The sequence below is a fragment of the Micavibrio sp. TMED2 genome (assembly GCA_002168225.1).
Taxonomy (GTDB): Bacteria; Pseudomonadota; Alphaproteobacteria; order TMED2; family TMED2; genus TMED2.
In genome coordinates, this window is sequence record NHBH01000001.1 from 1,964,096 (window position 1) to 1,989,909 (window position 25,814).

Consider the following 25,814-nt stretch of genomic DNA (forward strand, 5'->3'; position numbering starts at 1 on the left):
CAACATCAGCTTCAAGTCCCCGTAACCGGGAACAGGCCACAACTGTTGCCGATATGCAATGCTTTGAAACGGGCCAGCCCCATCCACCCGGTTCAGGGCGCCGTCTCTACCAGTGATTCAACCGCCATACGACCCGAACGCACAGCCCCCTCAATCGTTGCCGGCAGCCCGGTATCGATCCAGTCACCGGCAAGCCAGAGATTGCGCGGCGGGCCATAGCTGCCCGGACGCTTGCGGACATTCTCCGGTGTCTGGGTGAATGTCGCCCGCTTCTCCCGGATCAGCCGATAGGCAGGTAGGGTATCGCCCGATTGCTCCAGAACCGGGGCGATTTCCCGCCAGATGCGCTCGGCCAGTGCCGTATCATCATCCGCAGGCAGATTGCGGGCTGAGCTGATGGTCACGCTGGCAAGCCCCTCACGGACAAATACCCATTGCGCGATTGTACCAACCAGCCCGATCACCGGAAACGTCCCCAATACCGCTGGATTGAGATCAGGCACGGCAAAATGCAGGTTGAGGATCGGCTCGCCCTCTTCCGGCACCACCAACCCCGGCAATAGCGTTGCGGCACTGGACGGCGGAACCGCAAGGATAACCGCATCATCGGGATTGAGCGTGACCGGGTCGGCATCCTTGAACTGCAGTTCGTTAATCCGGTCATCGGCCATGGTCAGGCCGGTCAGCACCTTGCGGAACTGCACATGCGTGCCGCGCATCCCGAGCCATTCAACACAAGGATCGACCAGATCAGGCCCAAGTCCGCTACGCGCGATCATCGGACGGCTGTACTCACCGCCGCGCATGACGGTTTCGAGCAGGACACGGCGCAGCAACCCGGTATCAGCCTGTTCCGGTGGCAGGTTCATGACCGCCAGGATCAGCGGCTCCCAGAACCGTCGATAGAGCACGCTGTCCCGGTCGAGATGGGCGGCCAGCGGCTGATTATCCCGGTTGAGCAGGATGCCGAGCAGCCCGCGATAATCCCATATCCGCGTGCCGGGCACCCGTCGCTCGGGATCGAGCAGCCAGCCGGGCCAGCGTCCTTTATCGATCTCCAGCACCCAGCGTTCCTGACTGTCCACATCGACAAAGGCATATCGTGCCGTCTCCGCCATATGCAGCCGGTCCGTAGCACCGGCCCAGTCGAGCAGCCGGAGAATATCGGCATTGCCTGACATCATCAGGTGATTGCCATTATCAATCAGACAGTTGAGTTGCTTGTCTTCATAGGAACGACAGCGTCCACCGATCAGGTTGCTGCGTTCGTAGAGGCTGACCGGAAAACCGCGATAGCTCGCATGCATGGCGGCAGAGATACCGGCCATCCCGGCACCGATCACATGGACATGGCGCGTCTCGTTATAGGGCTGTTCGGGCATTTATCCGAATAATCCACTGGCAGCCAGCCGCAGCTTCTTGAATTTGGAAAACCGGACTGTCGCCAGAGGATTGGCCCAGCCGCGTGCCTGCATCTCCTGCAGATAGGCAGCATAGACCCGCCACATGACACGTGCCGGGCGAATGGCCCTGCTGTCGAGTTGTACCGCCAGTTCGTCGCATTCCCGGTACAGTGCCGCCGCCTCATCGGCCAGCGCGGCGCATACCTGCCCCAGCGCCGGGTGATGCAGTGTTGCCGGTACATCCTCTGGCGTCACCGGCACCGGGACACCGAACTGCTCCATATACTCGCGCGGCAGATAGACCCGACCGCGGGCGCCATCCTCGGCGACATCGCGCAGGATATTGGTCAACTGAAAAGCATCGCCGAGGGTCAGGGCAAATTTGTCGGCAATGGCGTCATTCGGCCCGAACACACGCATGGACAGAATTCCGACCGATCCCGCAACCCGGCGGGTATAGAGCGCCAGCTCCTCCCGGCTCGGCGCACGCATGGTCTCCGCCGCATCCATGGCCATGCCGTCAATCATCGCCAGAAACTCTTCCTTCGGCAGATTGAAGGCATAGACCGGCTCCAGAAGCGCGAGGCTGGTCAGCCAGTTCGGATCATCATTATAGAGCGCGTCGATCTCGTCGCGCCAAAGCTGCAGCTTGTCTAGACGTACATCCTCGCCGATGGTTACATCATCAGCGGTATCGTCGACATCGCGGCAAAAGGCATAGATCGCGTACATTGCCTCCCGTTGTGGCCGGGACATGATCGCCATACCGGGACCGAATGACGTACCGGATTTGGCCACCACTTCGCGGACATAATCTCGGGCGCGGTCTTGCGTGAACCAGTCATCGACGCAGTTCTCGATGGCTTCCTGCTGTTCCTCGTCGAGACCGGGTTCTGTGGTCATATCGGTTGTGGTCATGAGGCTGCTTTTCCATGCCGACCGAACAACCCGCCACCAAAAACAATTCCGGTAACAGCCGTCATCAGCATATTGATTTTATTCAGTTTAACCCGTTCGGCCAATGGATCACGTTTGCGCAGTTCCTGTGAGAGCCTGACCGCAAGTGCCTGAATGGCCGCGCTTTCCATTGCCAGACGCCGGTCCTGTAATGACGGCGCCAATGTAGCGGAAATTCGCAGCAGGTCATCGGTTTTATCTAGCATGTTATCCACGATCCGGCGCAACCCGCTAGGCATGGCGCCCGTATCGAGCACAGTGGCATCGAGCCCCGCCGCCTGCAGATCGGGTTCGGCGATATAGACCCGGTTCAGATCGCGGTAATCCTCCTGCATGTCCTGTAGGTGGTTGATCACCTGCAGCGCATTGCAGAGCGGGTCCGAGGCAGCATAGAGCGCCTTGTCCTCACCATGCAGGTCGAGCAGAAACCGCCCGACCGGTGCGGCGGACCGGTTGCAGTAGTCGATCAGATCATCCCATGACTGATAACGGGTTTTCACCGCATCCTGCCGGAACGCATCAATCAGGTCACGGCAATGCTGATGGGTTATGCCTGTACGACCGAGCATGACACGGCACTGATGGGCAATCTCATAGGCCGGGTCATCGGTTATCGCGCCCGTAATCGCGGCGTCGAAGCCGTCGAGCCGGTGGATCTTTTCCTCTGGCGACAGCTCGGCACTATCGGCAATGTCATCGATCGCGCGGGCAAAATGATAGAAGGCCATGACCGCCGGGCGATGCTCACGGGCAATCAGACAGGAGGCGACCGGAAAATTCTCCGTATCGGCGGATTTGCCCGATGGTGCCAGAACGGATTTTTCCGTTACTGCATCTTGGGTTATCGGCAGTTCCTGACTGGTCATGCTTGCTTCAAGTTCCGTAAATGCTCTGAGGTCAGCCCTGCTTGCCATCAAGACCGGCCTGATGGCGGCCCTTCCAGGCACCACCCTGCCCCTGCCAATGCCGATATGCGCTGTCGATGGTCATCACAGTATAGATAGCCGCCGCAAAGGGAAGCAAGAATGCCTCCTCGCCCGGTCGGTCGAACCACCTGATCATCGGCCAATAGGCGAGCGCCATCAGTCCCCAGAGCAGCAGAGCCGCCAGACACAGAACCGGTGAGGCCGTTGCCATGGCGACAATTACCGCAATCGGTGCCACCAGAAACACCAGAACCATGCCGATGCAGGAACCGAGCAGCCGCCACGGACTGTATTTCAGCTGTGTGTAAGCGGTGCGCGAGACCATGCGCCAGATGTCTTTCAGACCGTCATAGGGACGGATTGAATACTGGGTCCGGCTGAGACCCAGCCATATCCGTCCGCCACCATCCTTGACCTGTGCGGCCAGCGTACAGTCATCGATCAGCGCGCCTTTGAGGCTCGCAAAGCCACCGATGCGGTCAAGCGCCTGTCGATGGATCAGCACGCAACCGCCTGCCGCACCAGCAATTTTACTGCCCCGATCCTTGATCAGGCGGAACGGATAGAGCATCTGGAAAAAGAACACGAAGGCCGGAATCAGCAGTCCGGGCCAGAAGCCGCGATCCTGCAGGCGTACCATGACCGAGACCATGTCGTGAAAGCCGTTCTCCGCCTGGGTGACGAGGCGCGTACAGGCCCCCTTGTCATGGGCAATATCGGCATCGGTCAGCCAGTAATAATCCGGTTTTGGCAGGTTGCTGTCGGCATGGGTCCGCGCCTGTTCCAGCGCATACAGCTTGCCGGACCAGCCCGGCGCGGGACCGGTGCCACTGACCACGGAAAACCGGCCATCACCATTCAGGCGCTCCAGAATCGCACCCGTACCATCCTCGCTGGCATCATCGGTAACCACAATATCGAGCCGTCCGGCATAGTCCTGATCAAGCAGCGATTTCACTGATTGTTCAATAACATCGGCCTCATTCCTCGCCGGAACCAGTGCCACCACCCGCGGCCATGTACGTGGGGCGATATAAACCGTGTCGTGATCAGCATCGAGCCGCTGGTCACAGCGCCAGAACTGGCCATGAGCAATAATCAGATAGCCCCAGACAAGGGTTGATAACAGCAGCAGACACCAGATCATGTATATCCCGACCGGGTTGAGAGTGATGGTTAATGGTTCTCATAGCGCCGCATATCCTTCTCGATCATCGACACCATTGATCTGGTATGCTCATACCCAATTTTGATCAGTTCATCAGCCTTCTGGAAGTCCAGCGCCCCGAATGCCCCGAGCGGTGGCTCTATAAGCACATCCGGCGGGTCGGCGGCAAGCCGTGCCCGTGACATTCGATCCTGAAAGATATCGGTGGACCCGACCAGTATCTCGATCGGGTTGGGGCGTGCGGTTTTCTTGCTGGTGAAGGTATCGAACCATGACTTACCGCGATCACCGAACACGCTGGTAAAGCTGCCCTGCAACCAGCCCGCATCCTCGGGTATCGTTGCCTCCTCTACCGCAGAGCCGGTTTTCTCCAAACGTGGCAGGCTTGAGAGGTCGGCATTCAGGTTGATGGCGATCACGATATCCGCCCCCATGGCCCGGCAGACCGAGACCGGCACCGGGTTGACCAATGCGCCATCGATCAGCCAGCGCCCGTCCCGCTCAACCGGCGGAAACAGGCCGGGCATGGCAGCAGACGCCCATATCGCCGATTTGATCGAGCCGCGATTGCACCATACCTCTCGCCCGCTGGCGAGATTGGTCGCGACACAGGCAAATGGCTTGCGCAGGGATTCAATCGACCGATCCTCGATGTGCAGTTGAATGTCCTTGGCAATACGGTCGGTAGAGACCAGCCCGCCTTGTGACATGGTGATATCGAGTGCGCCGACAATGTCGCGGAACTTCAGGTTGCGGGCATAATCCTCGAGTGCCGTCAGTTGATCGGTCAGGATTGCAGCCCCGGTAATCGCCCCGATCGAAGTGCCGGCAATGACATCAGGCTCGAAGCCGGCCTCAGCTAGCGCCCGGACAATACCGATTAGCGCCCAACCACGCGCCGCACCGCTGCCGAGGGCAAGCCCGACCCTGGTTCGTGTAGCATCGTGTTTCAGTGACATCTTCGCCCTCCTGATGGTGATTTAGCAGACTGCGTCGAGATTTCATCCATTTAAGCACGGCGGCTGGGCTATACCAGAAGCAGGATGCGAGCCTGGCTCACATCATAGAGGATTACACACACCTGCCACCCGCCCCTATCTTCGTATGAGCAATCTGGTCACCATTTCACCGCAATCAGCACCACTCGATCCGCTCGGCTGGATGCTCGATACCTGCCTGCCCTTCTGGGCTGAGCGCGGTGTGGATGACAAGACCGGTGGCTTTATAGAGCGGCTGGATTATCGGGCACAGGTTCCCGATGATGACTATACCCGCATCAGGGTGCAGGCGCGGCAGCTCTATGTTTTCAGTCATGCCTATCACCTCTCCGGCGATCAGCACTTTGCCGATGTAGCCAATCGTGGCTTTGGGTTCCTGAAGGTGCATGGGCTGCAGGCTGATATTCCGGGCTGGGTGCATATGATAACCCCGAGCGGCACACTGCTGGACAGCCGCCGCGACTGTTATGACCTTGCCTTCATCTTGTTCGCACTTGGCTGGTATCAGCGCGCAACCGGTGATGCAGAAGCCACGCCCCTGATCGCCGCGACACTCGACTTCCTCGACCGCTATATGGCGGAGAGCGAGCATGGCGGTTTTGTCGAGGAACGGTTGCTCGATGGGCAAAATGCCTTCCTGCCGGGCACCACGCTCCCACGACGCCAAAACCCGCACATGCATCTGCTCGAGGCATTTCTGGCGCTGTATGAGGCGACCGGGGATAAAGCCTTTCTCGACCGTGCAGCGAAGATCATTGAGCTGTTCCGCACCCGTTTCCTTGACCGGGAAACCGGCTCACTGGGCGAGTTCTTCACCCATGACTGGCAACCGGCAGCGGGCAGCGACGGTGCTTTACGGGAGCCCGGCCACCATTTCGAATGGGTCTGGCTGTTACAGCGCCATGCCGAGCTGTCCGGTGATGACAGCGTTATCGAGCACGCCACGGCACTCTATGACTTCACCCTGAAATATGGCGTGCGACAACTGGATGGCCTGCCTGTCGCAATCGACAGTGTCGACCGTCGTGGTACGGCCCTGTCGGCCAGCGCCCGCCTCTGGCCACAGACCGAAATGATCAAGGCTGGCCTCGCCCATCACGCCATCACCGGCAACCCGGCATCCCGCGCATTGGCCGCCGATGGACTGTCGACGCTGTTCCGTTTCTATCTCGACCGGGAACACGGTTACTGGTGCGATCAGATCGATGACAATGGAGCACCCTTATCCGGGATGATCCCGGCGAGCAGCCTCTATCACATCATGATGGCCGTCACAGAATGGCACCGCCTCGGCGGTAATATTTAATGCCGTGCATCTTTCGCTGGGAAATTGCAGTTTTTACCAACAGAATTAACCTTTAAGAGCATTAAGCGTTTCATATTCCTGCGGCGCTCATGGTATCAATAACACTATGACGACACCCGATCAGCCAGACACGGCACAGACCGAAGAACCGGCCAACGCCGCACCGGCAGCAGCGCGTCAGGGCTTGCGTCCTGCCAGTGAAAATGCCTCCCGTATCATCAATTCACCCGACAATGACCGCCGCCGTGGCGCATTGCTTCGTGGCACCCCGAAAAAGCCTGAAGCCGACAGTGAGCAGGCACGCACCAAGCGCCCGACGCTGAAGATCGACCGCGACAAGGTTGCCGATGGTGCGAAAGCTGGCGCACAAAAGCCCACATCTCCAGCCAGCCCGGTCAATCTCGGCGCCAATCAGCGCAGCATCCGTTCTCTGCCCTTTGTTGACCTGTATCTCCGCCTCGATTCAGAGGGCGAGGCCCGCTTCTGCCCCATGGCCAAGAAGGGATTGCGTCAGGGCAACCTGCTCGTGCCCAAGGCATATCGTCAGGATCTCGAGCGGCTGCGCCAGCAGATCATGCCGATCCAGAAAGACGATTTCAGCGTTATTCATGACGGCATGCGCCTGCGTGGTGCCCGTCGCCGTATCTCGAACGGCCAGACATGGACCGCCCTGCGCCGGGTTTCCGATGATGTGCCGAGCCTTGCCGAGCTGCGCTTCAACCCGCAACTGATCCCGCATCTGCAGGGACTGGGCAAACGTACGGGTCTGGTGATCGTCTCCGGTGCAACCGGTCACGGCAAAACCACGTCCTGTACCGCATTGCTCAGCTATTTCCTGAAAACCTATGGCCATCTGGCCTATACGCTCGAAGACCCGGTCGAGTACCAGTTACAGGGCGAGCATGGCGAAGGTGGTTATTGTTTCCAGACCGAGGTGGACAAGGATGCCGACTGGGCGCTTGGTCTGAAATCGGCGCTGCGTTGGCACCCGCGTTATCTGCTGGTCGGCGAAATCCGCTCACCGGATGCCGCGAACCAGGTACTGCGGGCCGCCACCTCCGGTCACCTTGTCCTGACTACCATGCATGCCGGGTCGATTGAGGAAACCCTCAACGCAATCATCCAGATTTCGGAACTGGCACTCGGCAACCGCGCGACCCAGCTTCTGGCCGATGGCCTTGTCTGTGTACTGCACCAGACCTTGCGTTCATGGGGACCATTCGTGCGCTTCCTGTTCACCGAACCGGACAACCCCGGCGATCCGATCCGGGCCTGTCTGCGGGATAACAAGGTTGAACAGCTCGGCACCTATATCGAGCAGCAGGAAACCATCGTCTTCGGCCCCAATGCCTATGAGCAGCGCAAGAAAGACAAACAGCGCGCCTAACCGAATAATCAAATAGGCACGCTGTTGTTTGCTTGTCTGCTTATCGCTGGACTGCCTTAAAACGGATCAGAAGCCGTCACCATCCATCATATTGCCTAGCTGGCCGAGCAATGAGCCCTCGCCCTGCTTCTGGTTGCCACCCTGTGGGGCGGCAGCAAACATGCGGCGCGCCAGTCGGGAGAATGGCAGGCTCTGCAACCAGACCGTGCCGGGGCCACGCATCCGGGCAAAGAACAGCCCCTCGCCGCCGAAGAGCATGGTCTTGACCCCACCGGTCTGCATGATCTCGAACTCACAACCGCCGGTGTAGCCGACGATACAGCCGGTATCGACGTGGAGCTCCTCGCCCGGCTTCAGGTCCTTGCGCACAACCGAGCCGCCGGCATGCAGGAACGCCCAGCCATCGCCGGTCAGTTTCTGCATGATGAAGCCTTCACCGCCGAACAGTGCCGTCAGAACCTTGCGCTGGAAGTGAAGTCCGACACTGACGCCCTTGGACGCCGCCAGAAAACTGTCCTTCTGGGCAATCAGATCGGCGCCCAGTTCCTCCAGATTGACCGCCACGATATTGCCCGGATAGGGCGCGCCAAAGGCCACATGCGCCTTGCCCCGACTGCCGCTATGGGTAAAGACGGTCATGAACAGGCTCTCACCGGTCAGCACCCGCTTGGCCGCACCGAATGCCTTGCCCATAAAGCCCTCGGTCTGGTTGCTGCCATCGCCGAAGATGGTCTGCATCTCGATCTCCGGGGCCTTGAACATCATACCGCCCGCCTCGGCAATCGCGCTCTCGCCGGGGTCCAGCTCGATCTCGACAAACTGCATCTCATTACCGACGATGCGGAAATCAATGCCGTCAGTTATCCCCGCAGAACCGAAGCCGCCCGATGCTGCCTCGATCTCAAGATCGCGGTCGCCAAGAGACGGACTGTCATCAAAACCCGGTGGCAGGGTGGCACCCGCTGGCGGCCCGTCGGGCATTGGGGCCATAACGTCCTTGTTCGGGATCGGAATTGGTACACCATTTTCGTCAACGGCCTGAACCGCCCGAATCTTCTGGGCCGGACGCCAGACCGTCTTGCCGTCGAGCCAGACCCAGGAATACGGCTCCTGATGCACCTGTTCGCGTACTGCATCTGTGTCAAAAGGCCCGGAAACACCGGTCCGGGTTGCGATCCACCATTTAGCCATTGAGAATATCCTTCAGCGAAAGCCTAACCACGGCCTATTGATAACAAATCAACTGCCGCCCGGCACCCCTGATGACAGATATCGCGATCCCGGCAAAATCTGTTGTAAAACGGTACAATTCCGGTGCCCCGCATTGACATTGGGCATGACGCTCGGCAAAAGCACCGTCATAGTCCCCATATATACAAGCAGCACATTCCACTGATCGCTTCAGGATTGTCCGAGATGAACAAGATGACCAACGCCGCCGAGATTGCCGCAGGTGAAACCCTGTCGACCGATGTGATTATCATCGGCGCGGGTCCGGTTGGCCTGTTTGCCGTATTCGAGCTTGGCCTGCTCGACCTCAAGGCACATCTGATCGATATTCTCGACAAGCCGGGCGGACAATGCGCGGAGCTGTATCCGGAGAAGCCGATCTATGACATCCCGGCCCTGCCCGTGGTCACCGGTCAGGAACTTACCGACCGCCTGATGGAGCAGATTGCGCCATTCGATCCGACCTTCCACCTCAACGAGATGGTGGTTGAGCTGCAGCGTACCGGCGATGACACCAAATGGCGTGCCACAACCGATAATGGCACGGTTATCGAGGCACCGGTCATCATGATCGCTGCCGGTGGTGGCAGCTTCATGCCGAAGAAACCGCCGCTGGAAGGCATCGATGCCTTTGAAGGCAGCAGCGTGTTCTACTCTGTCCGTCAGATGGAGAAGTTCCGTGGCCGTAACCTGATGATTGCCGGTGGCGGCGACAGTGCCCTCGACTGGACCATCAACCTGCAGCCTCTCGCCGAGAGCCTGACTCTGATCCATCACCGCGACGGTTTCCGTGGCCACCCGGACAGCGTGAACAAGATGAAGGCACTGGCCGAGAGCGGTCAGATCAACCTTGAGATCGCCAAGATGAAGCGTCTCAACGGTACCGATGGCGTGCTTGAGAGCGTCACTGTCGAGAGCAAGGAAAAAGGCCAGTACGATATTGCATGCGATACCCTGCTGCCGTTCTTCGGCCTGACCATGAAGCTTGGCCCGGTTGCGGATTTCGGTCTGAACCTGCATGAGAACCTGATCCCGGTCGATACCGAGAAATTCGAGACCAGCCAGCCGGGCATCTTCGCCATCGGTGATATCAACTGGTATCCGGGCAAACTGAAACTGATCCTGTCAGGCTTCCACGAGGCTGCCCTCGCCGCCCAGCAGGCATTCCGCTATGTGCGCCCGAATGACCGCCTGCGCTTCCAATACACAACCTCAAGCTCCGACCTGCAGAAGAAGCTCGGCGTTTAATCCCCAGAGACAGAAAACACGATGAAAATACTGGTAACCGACCGCGACGGCGTGGAACACAGCCTCGACGCAATCGAAGGCTGGCGCGTGATGGAAATCATCCGGGACCACGGCCTGCCGATCAAGGCAGAGTGCGGCGGGGCCTGTGCCTGCGCCACCTGCCACGTCTATGTTGACGAGACATGGCAAGCGCGCTTGCCCGAGCCGACGGACGAGGAAATTGACATGCTCGACAATGCACTTGAGGTTGAGGACAACTCACGCCTGTCCTGCCAGATCATCTTCAATCCCGAGTATGACGGTCTGAAGGTCACTCTGGCACCGGAAGACATGTAATCCGCCGGGATACTTCTCAGGCGATCAGCTTTGCCTGCATCAGGCGGCGGTATTCGCCCGGCGTCGCGCCGACATTCTTGCGAAACACGGTGGTAAACCGGCTCTGACTGCTGAACCCGGCGAGACGCCCGACCTCGGCCAGACGGCGATGCGCGTGGGACAGCAGGTATTTCGCCATCCGCATCCGGCGTTCGGTCACATATTGGTGCGGGGTCAACCCGGTGCTCTGCTTGAACGAGCGAGCAAAATGAAACGGGCTGAGTGAGGCCTGCATGGCGAGTTGATCAACCGACAGGCTTGCCGTCAGGTTGTCTTCGACAAAATCCATCACCCGACGCAGGTTGAACGGCGCCAGTCCACCGCGCAGATTGCTGGCGGGCAGACCGCCCGGCGATACGGTATAACCGAGATCAATGGCCTGTTCGCTCAACGGATTTTGCCCGGCTGCAATACCGGCACCACGTCGCTCCATAATCTCATGCAGCACCTCGACAGAAACCTCTCCGGCATCGGCAAGATTACCGCTGTGCAGGCGGCGCACCAGTGCCAGGCACTTGTCCTCAATAAGGCAGTGATGCCCGCCATTCAGGCGTAAGCCGCTCTCTTTGGGGAGACTGGTGAAGTCATGCACATCGCCCTGAACACTTGGCAGTGCAGGCTCGGCATCCTGATCATCACTGTCTGACGTGGTAAATCTGATCAACAAAGCCGGACCATTATCATTTGGCATGACGTTGTCTGCGAGACCGGGTTGCAGCAGAGTCCAGTCCCCCGGTTGGGCATCGAAATAGCCGACCAGTTTTCCAGCCCTGTGCAGGGTAAAGCGCCGCCTCGTTCCCCAATGCATGATCAGCAAAAACTGTTCGGGCGCACCCATATTGATCCCGACCGAAGGCGGCCAGAGAACATGCTCGGCCGATATCCTGGAAAACCGCTGATCCGATCCCGATGTTTCCTCCAGCGCCATACCCAGCCGCTGGCATTGCCCTGATTCTGGAAAATGTTCAGAAACTTGCTGCACAACGGCCCTCTGGCGCGAATTGGCCATGACTGGAAATCCTTTACGCAATCAGAGAATAAACACGGGGTAACAGTATCGAATGCTAATATTAGGAGCTTCTTTTGCCAACGCAAGTTCTTACCGGCAAATACACAACATGGTATGGGCAATAAAACCGCGAAAACATTTTACCGGTTTAATGCCCTTGCAATCAGGCGACCCGAAACAAAAATGTTGTCATATGGTCATAAGCTGTTCACACATCCTTCACGATTAACGGGTATGAGTGATCCCGCTTTCGAGCAGCCACAGCCACACCGTAGCATAACAGGCCCCCCATGACTGGCAATTTTGCACGTACAATCGACAACCGTTCGGATCAACGCGATACGGTCGTCCTCGAAATCAATGACGATGCTGTGGGATTGCTGATCCCGCAAAAACAGGGTTATGTGTTTGATGCCACCGATAACCGGCTGCAGTCTTGGCACAACCGGACTTTTGCAAGCATCAGCGAGGCTCACAACCTGTTGAGCCGTGCACTGGTCCGCGCTAACGACTAGGCCGCATTCCGCAACAGGCGACACGCCTCATGCCCGATACCATACAGCTGCGCTCCGTCATTTCCGGTGACGGTCCGCCCCTGATTATCCTCCACGGCCTGTTCGGTCAGGCCAAGAACTGGACCGCGCTTGCCCGAAAGTTTGGCGAGCATTTCACTATCCATGCGCTCGATCTGCGCAATCATGGGCAATCGCCCCATACCGACGGCATGAGCTATCAGGAAATGGCCGGCGATGTGCTCGCCTATATGGATGCGCAAGGTATCGGTCAGGCCCGGATCATCGGCCACTCAATGGGCGGCAAGGTCAGTATGCTGGCCTGCCTCGACCAGCCGACACGGTTTGAGCGCGCGATTTTCGCTGATATTGCACCAGTTGCCTACAACCACAATTTCGACCGTCAACTGGCGGCGATGGATGCCATCGACCTCGCCAACCTGAAAAGCCGACAGGATGCCGACAGCATCATGGCGGCACATATTGACGATGTGGGCGTGCGTGCCTTCCTCGGCACCAATCTGACCCGCGATGGCAGCAATGGCTGGCAGTGGCTGGTCAATCGTGAGGCAATCGCAGCCGATATCGACCAGATTATCGGCTGGCCGGATATGGATGGTGCCCGATATGACGGCCCGGCGCTATTTCTGGCCGGGGCAAAATCCGACTACATGACCCCGGATATGATGCCGGTCGCACAGCGCCTGTTCCCTAATGCCGAATATGACGAGATTGCCGATGCCGGGCACTGGCTTCATGCGGAACAGCCCGAAGCCTTTTTCAACCGCAGCCTCGAATTTCTGGATCAGGCGTAATTGCCCCTTGTTCCGGCCACAGCAATGCGCATCTTATCATCATGAGCCCGACGCTAATTCATATCATTCACGCGGTACTGCTGCTGCTCCTGATCGGTCCCGCCGTCTGGGCCACATCCCGTGGCAACCGCCTGAAATATGTGGCTATCTGGCTGCTGATCTTTACCGCGATCAGCTGGGGCTACCAGATTTTTGCGCCGGAAGACACACGGTTTGACCGCATGGTGCAGGAACGCCAGCGCCATTACAGCGGCTCACAAACCGCCCCGCAGCAGCCAGAACAGCAAACCGGACAACCGGAAGAACAGCCAAGCCGGATGCCCGTGCGTCCATCAGCCGATGGCGATGATATCTAGGCCGGTTGCTTGAGGCCGGGATCGAGATAGGCAGGCTTGCCACCCAGCGCTTCAATACCCTCGAAGACAGCGCGTGCAGCAGCATCAACCGCAGACTGTTCGGTACTGCGAACCACAACACTGACACCGCCCTGCCCCAGCTTGAAATACGGATAGGAACCAACCTCGACACCGTTATGGGCGCGTTCGATCCGGCCCAGCAATTCGGCAATCGCGCTTTCCGGTAGATCGCTGACCACGGTTCTGCTGATCACCGGCGCACCACCGGTAAGGGCCGGCAGGATGCCGTCGATCATGGCCTGAAAGATTTTCGGTACCCCGGCGAGCACATGCACATTAGCGATCCGGAATCCCGGTGCGGCACTGACTGGATTGTCTATCAGCGTCGCTCCAACCGGTATCTCGGCCATTTTTAATCTTGGCGCTGTCAGCTCAGCGGGATCGCCATAATGAACCTCAAGGCGGCTGACCGCCTCGGCATTACGCTCAAGCACCGTATCAAACGCCTTGGCGATTGCGGCGGCGGTAATGTCGTCATGGGTCGGGCCGATGCCGCCGGAGGTGAAGACGTAGTCAAACCGCTCGCTCATCTCCCGGACCGTATCGATGATGCGGGTTTCGATATCGGGAATGATCCGGCATTCGGCGACCGCGATACCGATCCCGTTCAACCGGGCTGCCAGCCAGGCGAGATTGGCATCCTGCGTGCGACCGCTCAGGATTTCATTGCCGATAATGATGAATGCCGCCTCGACACGCTTGGTCATGTGTCCTACCCCTGCTATGCGGTTACTTGATCCACGCCTTAACCTAGCGCCTTCCCATGCTGAAACAAGCCGGACATATCCCTTTTGAACAGCCCCTTATCAAGGCGACGCTGATCCAGCGCTACAAGCGCTTTCTCGCCGATGTCACACTGGCCGATGGCAGCGAGATCACCGTGCATTGCCCCAATCCCGGTGCCATGACCGGGTTGAAGGACCCGGGCTCAACCGTCTGGATTCTCGACAGCGGCAATCCCAAGCGCAAGCTGCGCTATACGCTGGAGCTGATCGAGACCGGTGGTGGGCTTGTCGGCATCAACACCAACCGCCCGAACAGGATCGCCGAAGCCGCCATCAGTGCAGGACTGGTGCCGGAACTGCAGCCCGGCCCGGACTATAGTCTGCGCCGGGAGGTGAAGTACGGCGAGAACAGCCGCATCGATCTGTTGTTTGAGCCGGTGACAGATCATGACCGTGACAAGCCCATGACCTTCATTGAGATCAAGAATGTTCACCTGCGCCGCCCGGAAGTCGCTGATGGCAGGATTGCCGAGTTTCCGGATTCTGTCACAAAACGCGGCGCGAAACATCTGGACGAACTGGCCAATCAGGTCACAGCGGGACATCGCGCTGTCATGCTCTATGTCATTCAGCGTATGGATTGCGACCGGTTTGGGCTGGCAGCCGACATCGATCCCGATTACGCCACGGCCTTCACCCGCGCCCGAAACGCAGGGGTTGAGATGCTGGCCTATCAGTGTGACATTGATCTTACCGGAACAATCCTTGGAAAGAGACTGGCTGTTATGCCTGTTGTGGACTAGGCTTTTGGGCTATCACCCACGGCAGAACGCCTGAATTACGAAGAACGACATACATAGCTGATCATGGAACAAGCCTCAGACGCCGCCCGAACCAACGATATTCCACGCCACGGCGAAGCCGGGTTTGCCGGTATGCGCGCCGCTGGCCGGTTAGCCGCCGAAGCCCTCGACATGATCACCCCATACGTCAAGCCCGGCGTCACCACCGGCGAGCTCGACAAGATTTTGCACGAGTTCACACTCGACAATGGCGCGATCCCGGCCCCGCTGAATTACAAGGGCTTTACCAAGGCCACCTGTATCTCGGTCAATCACGTGGTGTGTCACGGCATACCGGGCGACAAGAAACTGCTGAATGGCGATATTCTGAATATCGATGTCACGGTCATCCTTGATGGCTGGTACGGTGATACCAGCCGGATGTATTTCTGTGGCGACAAGATCAGTGTGAAGGCCAAGCGGCTGGTCGATGTGACCTATCAATCCCTGATGAAGGCGATTGAAGTGGTCAAACCCGGCGCCACGCTGGGCGATATCGGCCATACCATCCAGAGCTATGTTGAAAGCGAGCGCTTCTCTGTCGTGCGCGATTTCTGTGGCCACGGGCTGGGACAAGTTTTTCACGCCCCGCCATCGGTGCTGCATTTCGGTCGTCCCGGCGAAGGGCTGGTGCTGGAGCCCGGCATGTTCTTCACCATCGAGCCGATGGTCAATGCCGGTGATTACCGGGTTAAGATCCTGTCCGATGGGTGGACTGCTGTGACCCGTGACCGTTCACTTTCCGCACAGTTTGAGCACTCCATTGCCGTGACAGAAACTGGCTACGAGATATTCACTCTTTCTCCCGCAGGTTACACCCAACCTCCATACAGCGGATAGGAAAGCCCGGACGTGGCGCGAAAAAGCAAGTCCACCGAACAACCACCTGAAGCCTCCGAAACAGCACCCGGTTTCGCCTTTGATATAGGGCAGGAACGGATACTGTCGGACAAGCATTCCCTGACAGATGACGAGGCGATAGAGCCGGTCAGTAAATCCAAACCGCATTATCACGGGCATCGTGACCGTCTGCGCGCGCGTTTTGTAACCAGCGGTGATGAGTTGCCGGATTATGAGCTGCTGGAACTTCTGCTGTTCACCGCCATTCCGCGCCGTGATGTGAAACCGCTGGCCAAAAGCCTGATCGACCGGTTCGGATCACTGGCGAGTGTCCTGAGTACGCCGGTCAGCCAGCTTGCCAAACATCCAGGACTGGGCGAGACGACAGCGATATTCCTGCGCTCCGTGCGTGAGGCCGGGCTGCGCCTGACCCGTGAGGAAATTATCGACCGTCCGGTAATCACGGCATGGAGCCAGCTGATCAACTATCTCCATGCCCATATGGCACGGGAGGCACGTGAGCAGTTCCGCATCCTGTTTCTGGACAAGAAGAACCGCCTGATTGCCGATGAGGTACAGCAGGAAGGAACCGTGGACCACACCCCCGCCTATCCGCGCGAGATCGTCAAACGGGCACTGGAACTGGCGGCCACGGCCATCATTCTGGTTCATAACCACCCATCCGGCGATCCGAAACCGAGCCAGGCCGATCGGGAAATGACCCGTCAGATCGTTGATGCCGCTCGCCCGATCGGCATTGTCGTGCACGACCATGTGATCATTTCACGAACCGGGCATATCAGCTTCCGCTCCGAGGGTTTTCTTTAAGCCTCAGAAGGCATTGGGTCGCAGATGGCGGCGGTAGTAGTGCCATGTGAGCAGGCTGGCGACGCTGCGATCACCGGCAAAGCGCTCACCATAGACATCCATTTCCCGAAGCGTCGGCTTTTCGGCCATGCCTTCCAGATGCTGCACCGCCAGCACCAAGGCCAGATCACCGGCGGGCCAGATGTCCATGCGCCCGAGACAGGACAGCAGGTAAACCTCTGCCGTCCAACGCCCGATGCCTTTCAGCGCCATCAGCGCCGCCATGGCCTCGGCCTCGGGTGCATTCTCAAGCTCCGTCAGCTTCAGTGAGCCATCATCGAGTGCCGTGGCCGCCCCGCGGGCATAGACCATCTTCTGCCGACTGAAGCCACAGCTCTTCAGTACATCATCATCAAGCTCGAGAAATGCCTTATGGCTGAAGTCAGGACAGGCCACGGTGAGCTTGCGCCACATCGCCTGCCCGGCCTTCACCGAGACCTGTTGTTCGAGGATAATCTGGATCAGTCCGGCAAAACCCGGCTCACGGCTGTTGAAGAACGCCTTTGGATCGCGCTCATCGGGGCCGAGTGCAAGCGCAGGCTCAACAGCAATTACCCGGTCAATCGACCGGGCAACCGCAACTGGATCATGAAGGGTATCGGACACAGATAGCGCCGACGGATCAATCCGTCAGGTCAATCCGGTAGTCTTCGATCACCGGATTGGCGAGCAGCTTGTCACACATGGATTTGACAGCTTCCTCAGCCGCAGCGGCATCGCTGGCTTTCGGCAGTTCGACCTCGATGAATTTGCCCTGACGGACCTCACCGACCTCATCGAAACCAAGACCGTGCAGCGCCTGTTCAATCGCCTTGCCCTGGGGATCGAGAACACCGGTTTTCAGCGTGACATGGACCCTAGCCTTCATTGCGGGTGCCGTCCTTCTTCTGTGTTGGGAATTCCACCATGGTGGCCTCTTTCGGCTCACCACTCTCTGTTATGCCATTCTCGGGCAGAATGCCGAGACGACGCGCGACTTCCTGATAGGCCTCGATCACGCCGCCCATATCGCGACGGAACCGGTCCTTATCCATCTTCTCGTCGGTCTCGATATCCCAGAGGCGGCAGTTATCCGGGCTGATCTCGTCAGCCAGAACAATGCGCATGTCATCGGAACCATAGAGACGACCGAACTCGATCTTGAAGTCGACCAGCTTCATGCCGACACCGAGGAACAGACCGCTCAGATAGTCATTCACCCGCAGGGTGAGCGCCAGCATGTCGTCGAGTTCCTGTGGCGATGCCCAGCCGAAAGCCGTAATATGCTCTTCCGACACCATCGGGTCGTTGAGTTGATCGCTCTTGTAGAAATGCTCGATGATCGACCGTGGCAGCACGGTCCCTTCCGGCACGGCAAAACGCTCGGCAAAGCTGCCGGCAGCGATATTGCGTACCACGACCTCGACCGGGATGATCTCAACCTCACGGATCAGCTGCTCACGCATGTTGAGCGGGCGGACAAAGTGGTTCGGGACACCGATTTCACTCAGCCGGGTCATGAGATAGGCTGAAATGCGGTTGTTCAGGACGCCCTTGCCGTTCAATACCTCGAGCTTCTTGGCATTGAATGCGGTGGCATCGTCCTTGAAATACTGGATCAGCAGGCCTGGCTCCGGTCCTTCAAACAGAACTTTTGCCTTACCTTCATAAATAACGCGACGTCGGTTCATAAGCTTTATGCTTTCCGATAAGTCGCGGGCCATAGTCAGGACACCGCGCTTATTTCAGCAGTTATACGCCAGGGTTCGCGGCCGGCAGTCAGTTAGTCCCACCCCCGGCAATCCCGGCCATTGACGTCCCTATACCAAGCTGTGTGGATTCAGACAATAAATTGCTGCGTCGCAATGTCTTTCAAACTGCGCAAATCGCCAACCGGGCGGAATTCCGTGACATCGGGACGCCCCGGCGCAAAAAGAAATATCGGTTTAGTATCAACAAGTTCCACAGAAGGGAGCGCCATCAGAGCACTGGAGCTGGTACCAAAACCGGTCTCGGTAACAATATTCAGCGCATCAGTCGGGGCATCCCCGTCACGCTCGCCCAGAATATCAATCCAGCTTTGCCAGTTTTCAGCCGCCGGGTCGGGCACCGGTGCCGTGCGGAATGCCGGCAGATAGCGCCCTATTCTGGCGCTGCCCGCTTCATTCAGATCGGCATGGGTAATCATCGAGACACCGTCGGGAATCGGCTGGGCGTCAATCTCGCCCTCGCCACGCCCGATCAGCACGACAGCGGTCCGGTTGTCTGCGATCACCATGTTAAAGGGTCGATAGGCAGCAGCCTCCAGATGACGCAATGCCTCGACCGCATCGGCGGCATCGGCATGGTCGAGCGCTTCCAGCACCAACTCACCGCGTGAGCGCTTACCGGCAGCGGGGCCAAGGGTGTGCTTGCGGTTCAGAACGGTCGCAATGACGCCGTTATCATTGATCCCGAGCCATGTGCCACCCGCGAGTTCGTCGAGACCGGCAATGACATCGGCCCGCTCCGGCCAGTGTCGTGCCGGTGGTTGCCATGGACGGTCGAGCATCTCGTCCCGGTTGGCGGCAATCATGATTGGCCAGTCCGGATGCAGGTTTCGGGCGATAATGACAGAACACATCGGGCTATAATTTCAACCTCGTGATCATGAAGCGAGAAAATACCGGAAATAGATGTGAGTTCGGCTTGGCACCCGCCACCTGTTCCCTTACAAGGTGCATGTCAGATTACCGATCGATAACGGGCTCGCAAGCATCGTGATGCGCAGGCCCATTTTCCTTGAGGAACCGATGAGCGACAATCAGCGTACCAACCCAAACGATGATTCCCGTTACGCCCATGACGAGGCTGTAAAGTTCAAGATCAATTCCCGCCGGGCAAAACTGTTCGGTCTCTGGGCTGCAGAACAGCTCGGCTATGAGGGAGACGAGGCAGCCGCCTATGCCAAGGAAGTCGTTGCCGCCGATATGGATGAGCCCGGCTATGAGGATATTCTGCGCAAGGTACAGGCCGATTTCGATGCCAAGGGCGCCGATGTCAGCGACCACCGCCAGCGCACGAAGATCGAAGAGCTGTGGAATGTCGCTGAAAAACAGATCATGGATGAGTCGAAGTAACGCTTCGCGGTGACTATCCGCAGTCACCATCCATCGTGCTGACCGGCAGTTTCATCCGGCCTGAGTTTTTCCGATCATTTTGCCATCTAACGGCTTGTTTTCGGGCGCGTGTGGCCGTAGTTTCCGCACAGGTTCAGCCAACATCGTAAAACAGGTGCGAGACGCCCATGCCTGCTGCCCTTAATACCGGCCTGAAGGCCGCCATCGTGGTTTTCCCCGGTTCCAACCGCGAGCGCGATGTTGCCCTCGCCCTGGAACGCGCCAGCGGCAACAAGCCGGTCATGCTGTGGCATCGGGATTCGGAACTGCCGAAATGTGATCTGGTCGTCCTGCCCGGCGGCTTCTCCTATGGCGATTATCTGCGTTGCGGTGCCATGGCATCCCAGTCGCCGATCATGCGCGCGGTCAAGGAATATGCCGACAAGGGCGGTGCCGTGATCGGCATCTGCAACGGTTTCCAGATCCTGACCGAGAGTCACCTGCTCCCCGGTGTCATGCTGCAAAACAGCAGCCTGCGCTTCATCGCCCGCAAGGTACATCTGCGGGTTGAGCAAACCGATAGCCCGTTCACCCAGCACTTCAAGGTTGGGCAGACAATCCATGTACCGGTTGCCCATAACGAGGGCGCCTATTTCGCCGATGACGCCACCCTCGACCAGCTTGAGGGCGAAGGCCGGGTTGCCTTCCGCTATGTCGAGCCGAATGGCGAGGCTACCCCTGCCGGCAACCCGAACGGTGCCGCCCGCAATATTGCTGGTATCCTGAGCGCTAACCAGCGCGTGCTCGGCATGATGCCACACCCGGAAAACGCAACCGATATCCTGCATGGTGGCATTGATGGTCTGCCACTCTTCACCTCTATTGCCGAGAAACTCGCCGCATGAGTACGCAATCAGCCGAAGCCGCAAAATCAGCCGTCAAGCCAACCGCCAAGCCGCGGCCCGGTGAACCGGAGATCACGCTGGAACTGGCCAAGGAACATGGCCTGACCCAGATGGAATACGCCATGATGCTCGGCATTATGGGTCGTAACCCGACCCTGACCGAGCTTGGCATCTTCTCCGCCATGTGGTCCGAGCACTGCTCGTACAAATCCTCGCGCGCCTTCCTCGCACGCCTGCCGACCAAGGCACCATGGGTCATTCAGGGACCGGGCGAGAATGCCGGGGTTATCGATGTGGGTGACAATCAGGCGATCGTCTTCAAGATGGAGAGCCACAACCACCCCTCCTTCATCGAGCCATATCAGGGCGCTGCAACCGGTGTTGGCGGCATCATGCGTGATGTCTTCACCATGGGTGCCCGCCCGATTGCCAATCTGAACGCCCTGCGTTTCGGTTCTCCCGACCATCCGAAAACCCGCCACCTAATCGGCGGTGTCGTTGCCGGTATCGGTGGATACGGTAACTGCGTCGGCATTCCGACCGTCGCCGGTGAGACCAATTTCCACGCAGCCTATAACGGCAATATCCTCGTCAACGCCATGACCGTTGGCCTCGCTGACGCTGACCGCATCTTCTATTCCAAGGCGTCCGGCGTCGGTAATCCGGTCGTCTATGTTGGTTCCAAGACCGGTCGCGACGGCATCCACGGTGCCACCATGTCCTCGGCCGAGTTCGACGACGAGAGCGAAGCCAAGCGCCCAACCGTTCAGGTTGGCGACCCCTTCACCGAAAAACTGGTGATGGAAGCCTGCCTCGAACTGATGGCAACCGATACCATCATCGCCATTCAGGATATGGGGGCTGCCGGCCTCACCTCCTCCGCCGTCGAGATGTCAGACAAGGGCGGCCTCGGTATGCGCCTTGATCTGGACAAGGTGCCGCTGCGCGAAACCGGCATGACGCCATACGAGATCATGCTCTCCGAGAGTCAGGAACGGATGCTGATCGTCCTGAAACCCGGTGCCGAGGAACAGGCCAAGGCCATCTTCGACAAATGGGAACTCGACTTCTCGGTTATTGGCGAGCTGACCGATACCGGTCGCCTGCAGCTGTTCATGCATGGCGATTGCTATGCTGATATCGAGGTCTCACCACTGGTCGAGAACTCACCGAAATACGAACGCCCGCATGAGCCGACCCCGGCACAGCCAGCACTGCCTGCCGATGTGGCAGTCAACAGCCCACCGGTCCTCGGTGCGCTCAAGACCCTGATCGGCTCACCCGACCTCGCATCCCGTCGCTGGATCTGGGAGCAGTATGACAGCTTCATCGGTGGCGATACCCTGCAAGGCCCCGGTGGTGATGCCGCCGTTGTCCGCCTGCCCGGCACCACCAAGGCGATTGCCGTTACCACTGACTGCACCCCGCGCTATGTCCTCGCAGATCCGGTCGAGGGCGGTAAACAGGCGGTGGCGGAAGCCTATCGCAACATCTCAGCGGTTGGCGGCAAGCCATTGGCGGTGACCGACAATATGAATTTCGGCAACCCGGAAAAGCCACGGATCATGGGCCAGTTTGTCGGTGCCGTTGATGGCATGGCCGAGGCCTGTACCGTACTTGAATTCCCGGTCGTCTCCGGCAATGTCAGCCTTTATAACGAGACCAACGGCGAAGCGATCCTGCCGACCCCGGCAATCGGCGGCGTCGGTGTTATTGCCGACATTGAAAAAACCGCCCATATGGCGCCGGGTGATGGCGACACCATCTATCTGCTCGGTGAGACCAAGGGTCATCTCGGCCAATCGCTTTACCTGCGTGAAATCCTCGGTCAGGAAGCAGGTCCACCACCACCGGTCGACCTGATCGCCGAGCGCAAGCATGGCGAACTGGTGCGCAAGCTGATCGGTGATGGCAAGGTTTCGGCTGTCCATGATCTCTCCGATGGTGGTCTGGCAGTTGCCCTGCTCGACATGCTCATGGCTGGCAAGGTCGGCGCTACTGTCGAGGCGGATCTGGCAACCAAGGATGCCGGGTTCTGGTTCGGTGAGGATCAGGGCCGTTATCTGCTGGCCACCAGCGATGCGGCAGCACTCGAGGCTGCGGCTGGCGATGTGCCACTGGTCAAGCTCGCAACCGTATCCGGTACCGACCTCGTGCTTGGTGATGACAGCGTCGATCTCGACAGCTTCAAATCCATCCACGAAAACTGGTTGCCGAGCTATATGAATGGCAAGTGATAACGCTTATATTGCGTTCATCAGACATACCGCTTTGCACGAAAGAGAATAACCGCCATGCCAATGGATGCCGCCACGATCGAAGCGATGATCAAGGAAGCCTTCCCCGACGCCACGATCACCATCAATGACCTGCGTGGTGATGGCGATCACTATGCCGCCCATGTCAAATCCGAGGCATTCCGCGGCAAGAGCCGGGTTCAGCAACACCAGCTCGTCTATAAGGCGCTGCAGGGCCGTATGGGCAATGAACTCCATGCTCTCGCCCTGCAAACCAGCGCGCCAGACTGATATCTGACCCATCGCCCGTGGCGCAGGACGCGTCGCATCGGATCACGTCAAAAGATCACATCCGAGTGTTATCCTTGATTACGGACCCGTCAGGTCCTAATTTAGCGGTAACGTTTCTCGAAACCAGTTTTGGAAAAATTCAATGACCTTGGAAAATCCTGTCCACGAACAGATCAAACGCGAGATCACCGACAACGACGTGGTGCTGTTCATGAAGGGCACCCCGACCTTCCCGATGTGCGGTTTCTCCGCCGCCGTGGTTCAGGTGCTCAACCATCTCGGCGTTGACTATCACAGCATAAATGTTCTCGACGATCCGGGTATCCGCAACGGCATCAAGGAATTCAGCGACTGGCCAACCATCCCGCAATTCTATGTGAAGGGTGAGTTCATTGGCGGCTGCGATATCATCCGTGAGATGTTCGAGACCGGTGAACTGATCGATATGCTCAAGACCAAGGGCATCAATGTACAAGCGGCCGATGCCTGATCGTCATCTGACGACCGAGAGCACTAGTTGAAATCGGCCCCATGCGGGCCGATTTTTTTCTGAGCAAAAAGTCAAACCTATGGCTGATATTCAGCAATCCCCTCACCAGACAGATCTGGATGAGGCCCGGTCGGTTCTGCGCGCACTGGCAGCAGCCCTAACCGCCTTCATCATCTGGGGCGTCTCACCGGTCTTCTTCAAACAGCTTGGCCATGTGGCACCGCTGGAGATACTCGCCCACCGGGTTGTCTGGACCGTTATCATGCTCGCGATACTGTTTCAGATACGCGGACTGTGGCCAGCCGTGCGTGCCGAGATCGGCTCGAAACGCAAGCTGATCGCCTATACTGCCACCACTATCCTAATCGCCACCAACTGGGGTGTCTTCATCTGGGCCATCAATGACCAGCGGATTGTGCAGGTCAGCCTCGGCTATTACATCAACCCGCTGGTTGTGGTGGCTCTCGCCATGATCTTCCTCGGCGAACGACTGCGGCGATTGCAGGCAATCTCTGTGGTCTTTGCCATTGCCGGGGTCGGATACAGTGTCTGGCAGGTCGGCAATATTCCGCTCGTCACCCTCTGCCTCGCCTTCAGCTTCTCGACCTATGCCGTGATCCGCAAGCGTGAGGGACTGGACCCGTTCATCGGGCTGTTCGTGGAAACCCTGCTGCTGGTGCCCGTCGCCGTCGCCTATATCGCCTATCGTGAGCTAGAGGGCGTGGGCGCGATCATGAATACCGGCATCGGCACCCATGTCCTGCTGTTCCTCGCCGGGATCGTCACCGCCATTCCCCTGATCTGTTACATGCAAGGTGCGAGACACCTGCCGCTCAAGACCATGGGGCTGCTATCCTATATCGCGCCGAGCCTGCAACTGCTGGTTGGTGTCGCGCTCTATGGTGAGGCATTCACCACCGATACCATGATCACCTTTGGCCTGATCTGGATCGGATTGGCGATCTATACCACCGACAGCTTCCACGCCCGGCGCAAACCGAAACCGCCGGTCACACCGTAAATTCAGCCATGAAAAAAGGCCGGGGCAATCGCCACCGGCCTTTTTCTCTGTGTTCGGCTCACGCTTAGCGTGAGTAGAATTCGATAACCAGGTTTGGTTCCATGACGACCGGGTAAGGAACGTCAGCCATGGCTGGGCTGCGAACATAGGTGCCCTTCATGGTTTTGAAATCAACGTCCATGTACTCGGGAACGTCACGCTCCTGCAGCGCCTGTGCGTCGAGAACGACTGGCAGCTCGCGGGACTTTTCCTTGACCTCGATCACATCGCCGTCTTTGACCATGTAAGAAGGAATATTGACCTTCTGGCCGTTGACACGGATGTGGCCGTGGTTGACGAACTGACGAGCGGCGAAGATGGTCGGCACGAATTTCATGCGATAGACGACCATGTCCAGACGGCGCTCGAGCAGGCTGATGAGGTTTTCAGCGGTATCACCCTTACGACGGGTGGCGTCCTGATAGTAGCGGCGGAACTGTTTCTCACCGATGTTGCCGTAGTAGCCTTTCAGCTTCTGCTTGGCCATCAGCTGGGTGCCGTAATCGGATGGCTTCTTGCGACGCTGGCCGTGTTGGCCTGGTGCGTATTCACGCTTGTTCAGCGGGCTTTTCGGGCGACCCCAGAGGTTCACACCCAAACGGCGGTCAATCTTATGCTTTGGCGTCTGACGACGGTTCATATCATGTACTCTCGTTCTGAGCAGCCGGACATCTGTTGGCGGCTGCGTTTGTTGTCCCGATAGTCCGACCCGGTCATCCGGCGGCGTGAC

The 25,814-nt window shown here is 58.4% G+C and carries 28 protein-coding genes and 1 pseudogene; 16 read left to right on the forward strand and 13 right to left on the reverse strand.

Annotated features, from left to right (window positions below; genetic code table 11):
• Positions 1-92 precede the first annotated feature (92 nt).
• The 5 genes from CBB62_09365 to CBB62_09385 are packed head-to-tail and all read right to left on the reverse strand — an operon-like array spanning position 93 to position 5,413.
• Positions 93-1,382, reverse strand: coding sequence for a hypothetical protein (locus CBB62_09365; GenBank protein OUT42457.1), 1,290 nt, complete (start codon positions 1,380-1,382; stop codon positions 93-95).
• Entirely contained in the window at positions 1,383-2,321 is a 939-nt protein-coding gene (locus tag CBB62_09370) for a hypothetical protein (GenBank protein OUT42458.1), read from the reverse strand.
• On the reverse strand, positions 2,318-3,226 hold the full coding sequence (locus CBB62_09375) for a squalene synthase HpnC (protein OUT42731.1): 909 nt from the start codon (positions 3,224-3,226) through the stop codon (positions 2,318-2,320). Before CBB62_09375 ends, CBB62_09370 begins: the two co-directional genes overlap by 4 nt.
• Positions 3,227-3,257: 31 nt before the next feature.
• Entirely contained in the window at positions 3,258-4,433 is a 1,176-nt protein-coding gene (locus tag CBB62_09380) for a hypothetical protein (GenBank protein ID OUT42459.1), read from the reverse strand.
• A gap of 29 nt (positions 4,434-4,462) precedes the next feature.
• Complete coding sequence (locus CBB62_09385) at positions 4,463-5,413, reverse strand: hypothetical protein (GenBank protein OUT42460.1); 951 nt, start codon at positions 5,411-5,413, stop codon at positions 4,463-4,465.
• Positions 5,414-5,558: 145 nt separating this feature from the next.
• Here CBB62_09385 and CBB62_09390 point away from each other — a divergent pair, with 145 nt between their 5' ends.
• Together CBB62_09390 and CBB62_09395 are read left to right on the forward strand one after the other, a co-directional pair.
• The gene (locus tag CBB62_09390) at positions 5,559-6,758 is read left to right on the forward strand and encodes a hypothetical protein (protein OUT42461.1); all 1,200 of its coding nucleotides are present in this window, start codon (positions 5,559-5,561) and stop codon (positions 6,756-6,758) included.
• 106 nt (positions 6,759-6,864) lie between these two features.
• On the forward strand, positions 6,865-8,145 hold the full coding sequence (locus tag CBB62_09395; GenBank protein OUT42462.1) for a hypothetical protein: 1,281 nt from the start codon (positions 6,865-6,867) through the stop codon (positions 8,143-8,145).
• A 66-nt stretch (positions 8,146-8,211) separates the two neighbouring features.
• Here CBB62_09395 and CBB62_09400 read toward each other — a convergent pair whose 3' ends face one another.
• Entirely contained in the window at positions 8,212-9,336 is a 1,125-nt protein-coding gene (locus CBB62_09400) for a TIGR00266 family protein (GenBank protein ID OUT42463.1), read from the reverse strand.
• Between the two features lie 234 nt (positions 9,337-9,570).
• Between CBB62_09400 and CBB62_09405 the strand changes: the two genes are divergently transcribed.
• Positions 9,571-10,623, forward strand: a complete 1,053-nt coding sequence (locus CBB62_09405; protein ID OUT42732.1) for a ferredoxin--NADP(+) reductase — start codon at positions 9,571-9,573, stop codon at positions 10,621-10,623.
• A gap of 21 nt (positions 10,624-10,644) precedes the next feature.
• The gene (locus CBB62_09410) at positions 10,645-10,959 is read left to right on the forward strand and encodes a ferredoxin (GenBank protein ID OUT42464.1); all 315 of its coding nucleotides are present in this window, start codon (positions 10,645-10,647) and stop codon (positions 10,957-10,959) included.
• A 16-nt stretch (positions 10,960-10,975) separates the two neighbouring features.
• On the opposite strand, the gene CBB62_09415 is transcribed toward CBB62_09410, so the two are convergent.
• Complete coding sequence (locus tag CBB62_09415) at positions 10,976-12,007, reverse strand: hypothetical protein (GenBank protein ID OUT42465.1); 1,032 nt, start codon at positions 12,005-12,007, stop codon at positions 10,976-10,978.
• Positions 12,008-12,297: 290 nt separating this feature from the next.
• On the opposite strand from CBB62_09415, the gene CBB62_09420 reads away from it, so the two are divergent.
• Genes CBB62_09420 through CBB62_09430 form a run of 3 tightly spaced genes read left to right on the forward strand, consistent with a single transcriptional unit; the run spans position 12,298 to position 13,690 of the window.
• Positions 12,298-12,522 carry a hypothetical protein gene (locus CBB62_09420; protein OUT42466.1) on the forward strand — a complete coding sequence of 75 codons (225 nt, stop codon included), beginning with the start codon at positions 12,298-12,300 and terminating at the stop codon, positions 12,520-12,522.
• 29 nt (positions 12,523-12,551) lie between these two features.
• Positions 12,552-13,334: a hypothetical protein gene (locus tag CBB62_09425; protein ID OUT42467.1), complete on the forward strand. Its 783-nt coding sequence runs from the start codon at positions 12,552-12,554 to the stop codon at positions 13,332-13,334.
• 41 nt (positions 13,335-13,375) lie between these two features.
• Positions 13,376-13,690, forward strand: a complete 315-nt coding sequence (locus CBB62_09430) for a hypothetical protein (protein ID OUT42468.1) — start codon at positions 13,376-13,378, stop codon at positions 13,688-13,690.
• Here the strand turns inward: CBB62_09430 and CBB62_09435 are convergent.
• Positions 13,667-14,457, reverse strand: a pseudogene (locus CBB62_09435) (competence/damage-inducible protein A). The gene CBB62_09430 and the pseudogene CBB62_09435 overlap by 24 nt on opposite strands.
• A 56-nt stretch (positions 14,458-14,513) precedes the next feature.
• On the opposite strand from CBB62_09435, the gene CBB62_09440 reads away from it, so the two are divergent.
• The 3 genes from CBB62_09440 (at position 14,514) to CBB62_09450 (ending at position 16,985) form a co-directional block, all read left to right on the forward strand.
• A complete protein-coding gene (locus CBB62_09440; protein OUT42469.1) occupies positions 14,514-15,278 on the forward strand; it encodes a sugar fermentation stimulation protein SfsA in 765 nt (254 codons plus the stop codon).
• A gap of 63 nt (positions 15,279-15,341) precedes the next feature.
• On the forward strand, positions 15,342-16,157 hold the full coding sequence (locus tag CBB62_09445; GenBank protein OUT42470.1) for a type I methionyl aminopeptidase: 816 nt from the start codon (positions 15,342-15,344) through the stop codon (positions 16,155-16,157).
• Positions 16,158-16,277: 120 nt separating this feature from the next.
• On the forward strand, positions 16,278-16,985 hold the full coding sequence (locus CBB62_09450; protein ID OUT42733.1) for a hypothetical protein: 708 nt from the start codon (positions 16,278-16,280) through the stop codon (positions 16,983-16,985).
• Positions 16,986-16,988: 3 nt separating this feature from the next.
• On the opposite strand, the gene CBB62_09455 is transcribed toward CBB62_09450, so the two are convergent.
• The 4 genes from CBB62_09455 to CBB62_09470 form a co-directional block, all read right to left on the reverse strand.
• Positions 16,989-17,651: a hypothetical protein gene (locus CBB62_09455; protein OUT42471.1), complete on the reverse strand. Its 663-nt coding sequence runs from the start codon at positions 17,649-17,651 to the stop codon at positions 16,989-16,991.
• The gene (locus CBB62_09460; protein ID OUT42472.1) at positions 17,647-17,892 is read right to left on the reverse strand and encodes a phosphoribosylformylglycinamidine synthase; all 246 of its coding nucleotides are present in this window, start codon (positions 17,890-17,892) and stop codon (positions 17,647-17,649) included. Before CBB62_09460 ends, CBB62_09455 begins: the two co-directional genes overlap by 5 nt.
• Complete coding sequence (locus tag CBB62_09465) at positions 17,882-18,694, reverse strand: phosphoribosylaminoimidazolesuccinocarboxamide synthase (GenBank protein OUT42473.1); 813 nt, start codon at positions 18,692-18,694, stop codon at positions 17,882-17,884. Before CBB62_09465 ends, CBB62_09460 begins: the two co-directional genes overlap by 11 nt.
• 149 nt (positions 18,695-18,843) lie before the next feature.
• On the reverse strand, positions 18,844-19,626 hold the full coding sequence (locus tag CBB62_09470) for a hypothetical protein (protein OUT42474.1): 783 nt from the start codon (positions 19,624-19,626) through the stop codon (positions 18,844-18,846).
• Between the two features lie 169 nt (positions 19,627-19,795).
• Here CBB62_09470 and CBB62_09475 point away from each other — a divergent pair, with 169 nt between their 5' ends.
• The 6 genes from CBB62_09475 to CBB62_09500 all read left to right on the forward strand — a co-directional run bounded on the left by CBB62_09475 (position 19,796) and on the right by CBB62_09500 (position 25,045).
• Positions 19,796-20,122 (forward strand): hypothetical protein, encoded by a 327-nt coding sequence (locus CBB62_09475; GenBank protein OUT42734.1) that lies wholly within the window; start codon positions 19,796-19,798, stop codon positions 20,120-20,122.
• 191 nt (positions 20,123-20,313) lie between these two features.
• Positions 20,314-21,006, forward strand: a complete 693-nt coding sequence (locus CBB62_09480; GenBank protein ID OUT42735.1) for a phosphoribosylformylglycinamidine synthase I — start codon at positions 20,314-20,316, stop codon at positions 21,004-21,006.
• A complete protein-coding gene (locus tag CBB62_09485) occupies positions 21,003-23,243 on the forward strand; it encodes a phosphoribosylformylglycinamidine synthase II (GenBank protein ID OUT42475.1) in 2,241 nt (746 codons plus the stop codon). Before CBB62_09480 ends, CBB62_09485 begins: the two co-directional genes overlap by 4 nt.
• A gap of 57 nt (positions 23,244-23,300) precedes the next feature.
• Positions 23,301-23,534, forward strand: a complete 234-nt coding sequence (locus tag CBB62_09490) for a BolA family transcriptional regulator (GenBank protein ID OUT42476.1) — start codon at positions 23,301-23,303, stop codon at positions 23,532-23,534.
• 142 nt (positions 23,535-23,676) lie between these two features.
• Complete coding sequence (locus CBB62_09495) at positions 23,677-24,024, forward strand: monothiol glutaredoxin, Grx4 family (GenBank protein OUT42477.1); 348 nt, start codon at positions 23,677-23,679, stop codon at positions 24,022-24,024.
• 79 nt (positions 24,025-24,103) lie between these two features.
• Positions 24,104-25,045 carry a protein RarD gene (locus CBB62_09500; protein ID OUT42478.1) on the forward strand — a complete coding sequence of 314 codons (942 nt, stop codon included), beginning with the start codon at positions 24,104-24,106 and terminating at the stop codon, positions 25,043-25,045.
• A 64-nt stretch (positions 25,046-25,109) separates the two neighbouring features.
• Here the strand turns inward: CBB62_09500 and CBB62_09505 are convergent, their stop codons facing one another.
• Positions 25,110-25,724, reverse strand: coding sequence for a 30S ribosomal protein S4 (locus CBB62_09505; protein ID OUT42479.1), 615 nt, complete (start codon positions 25,722-25,724; stop codon positions 25,110-25,112).
• Positions 25,725-25,814 lie beyond the last annotated feature (90 nt).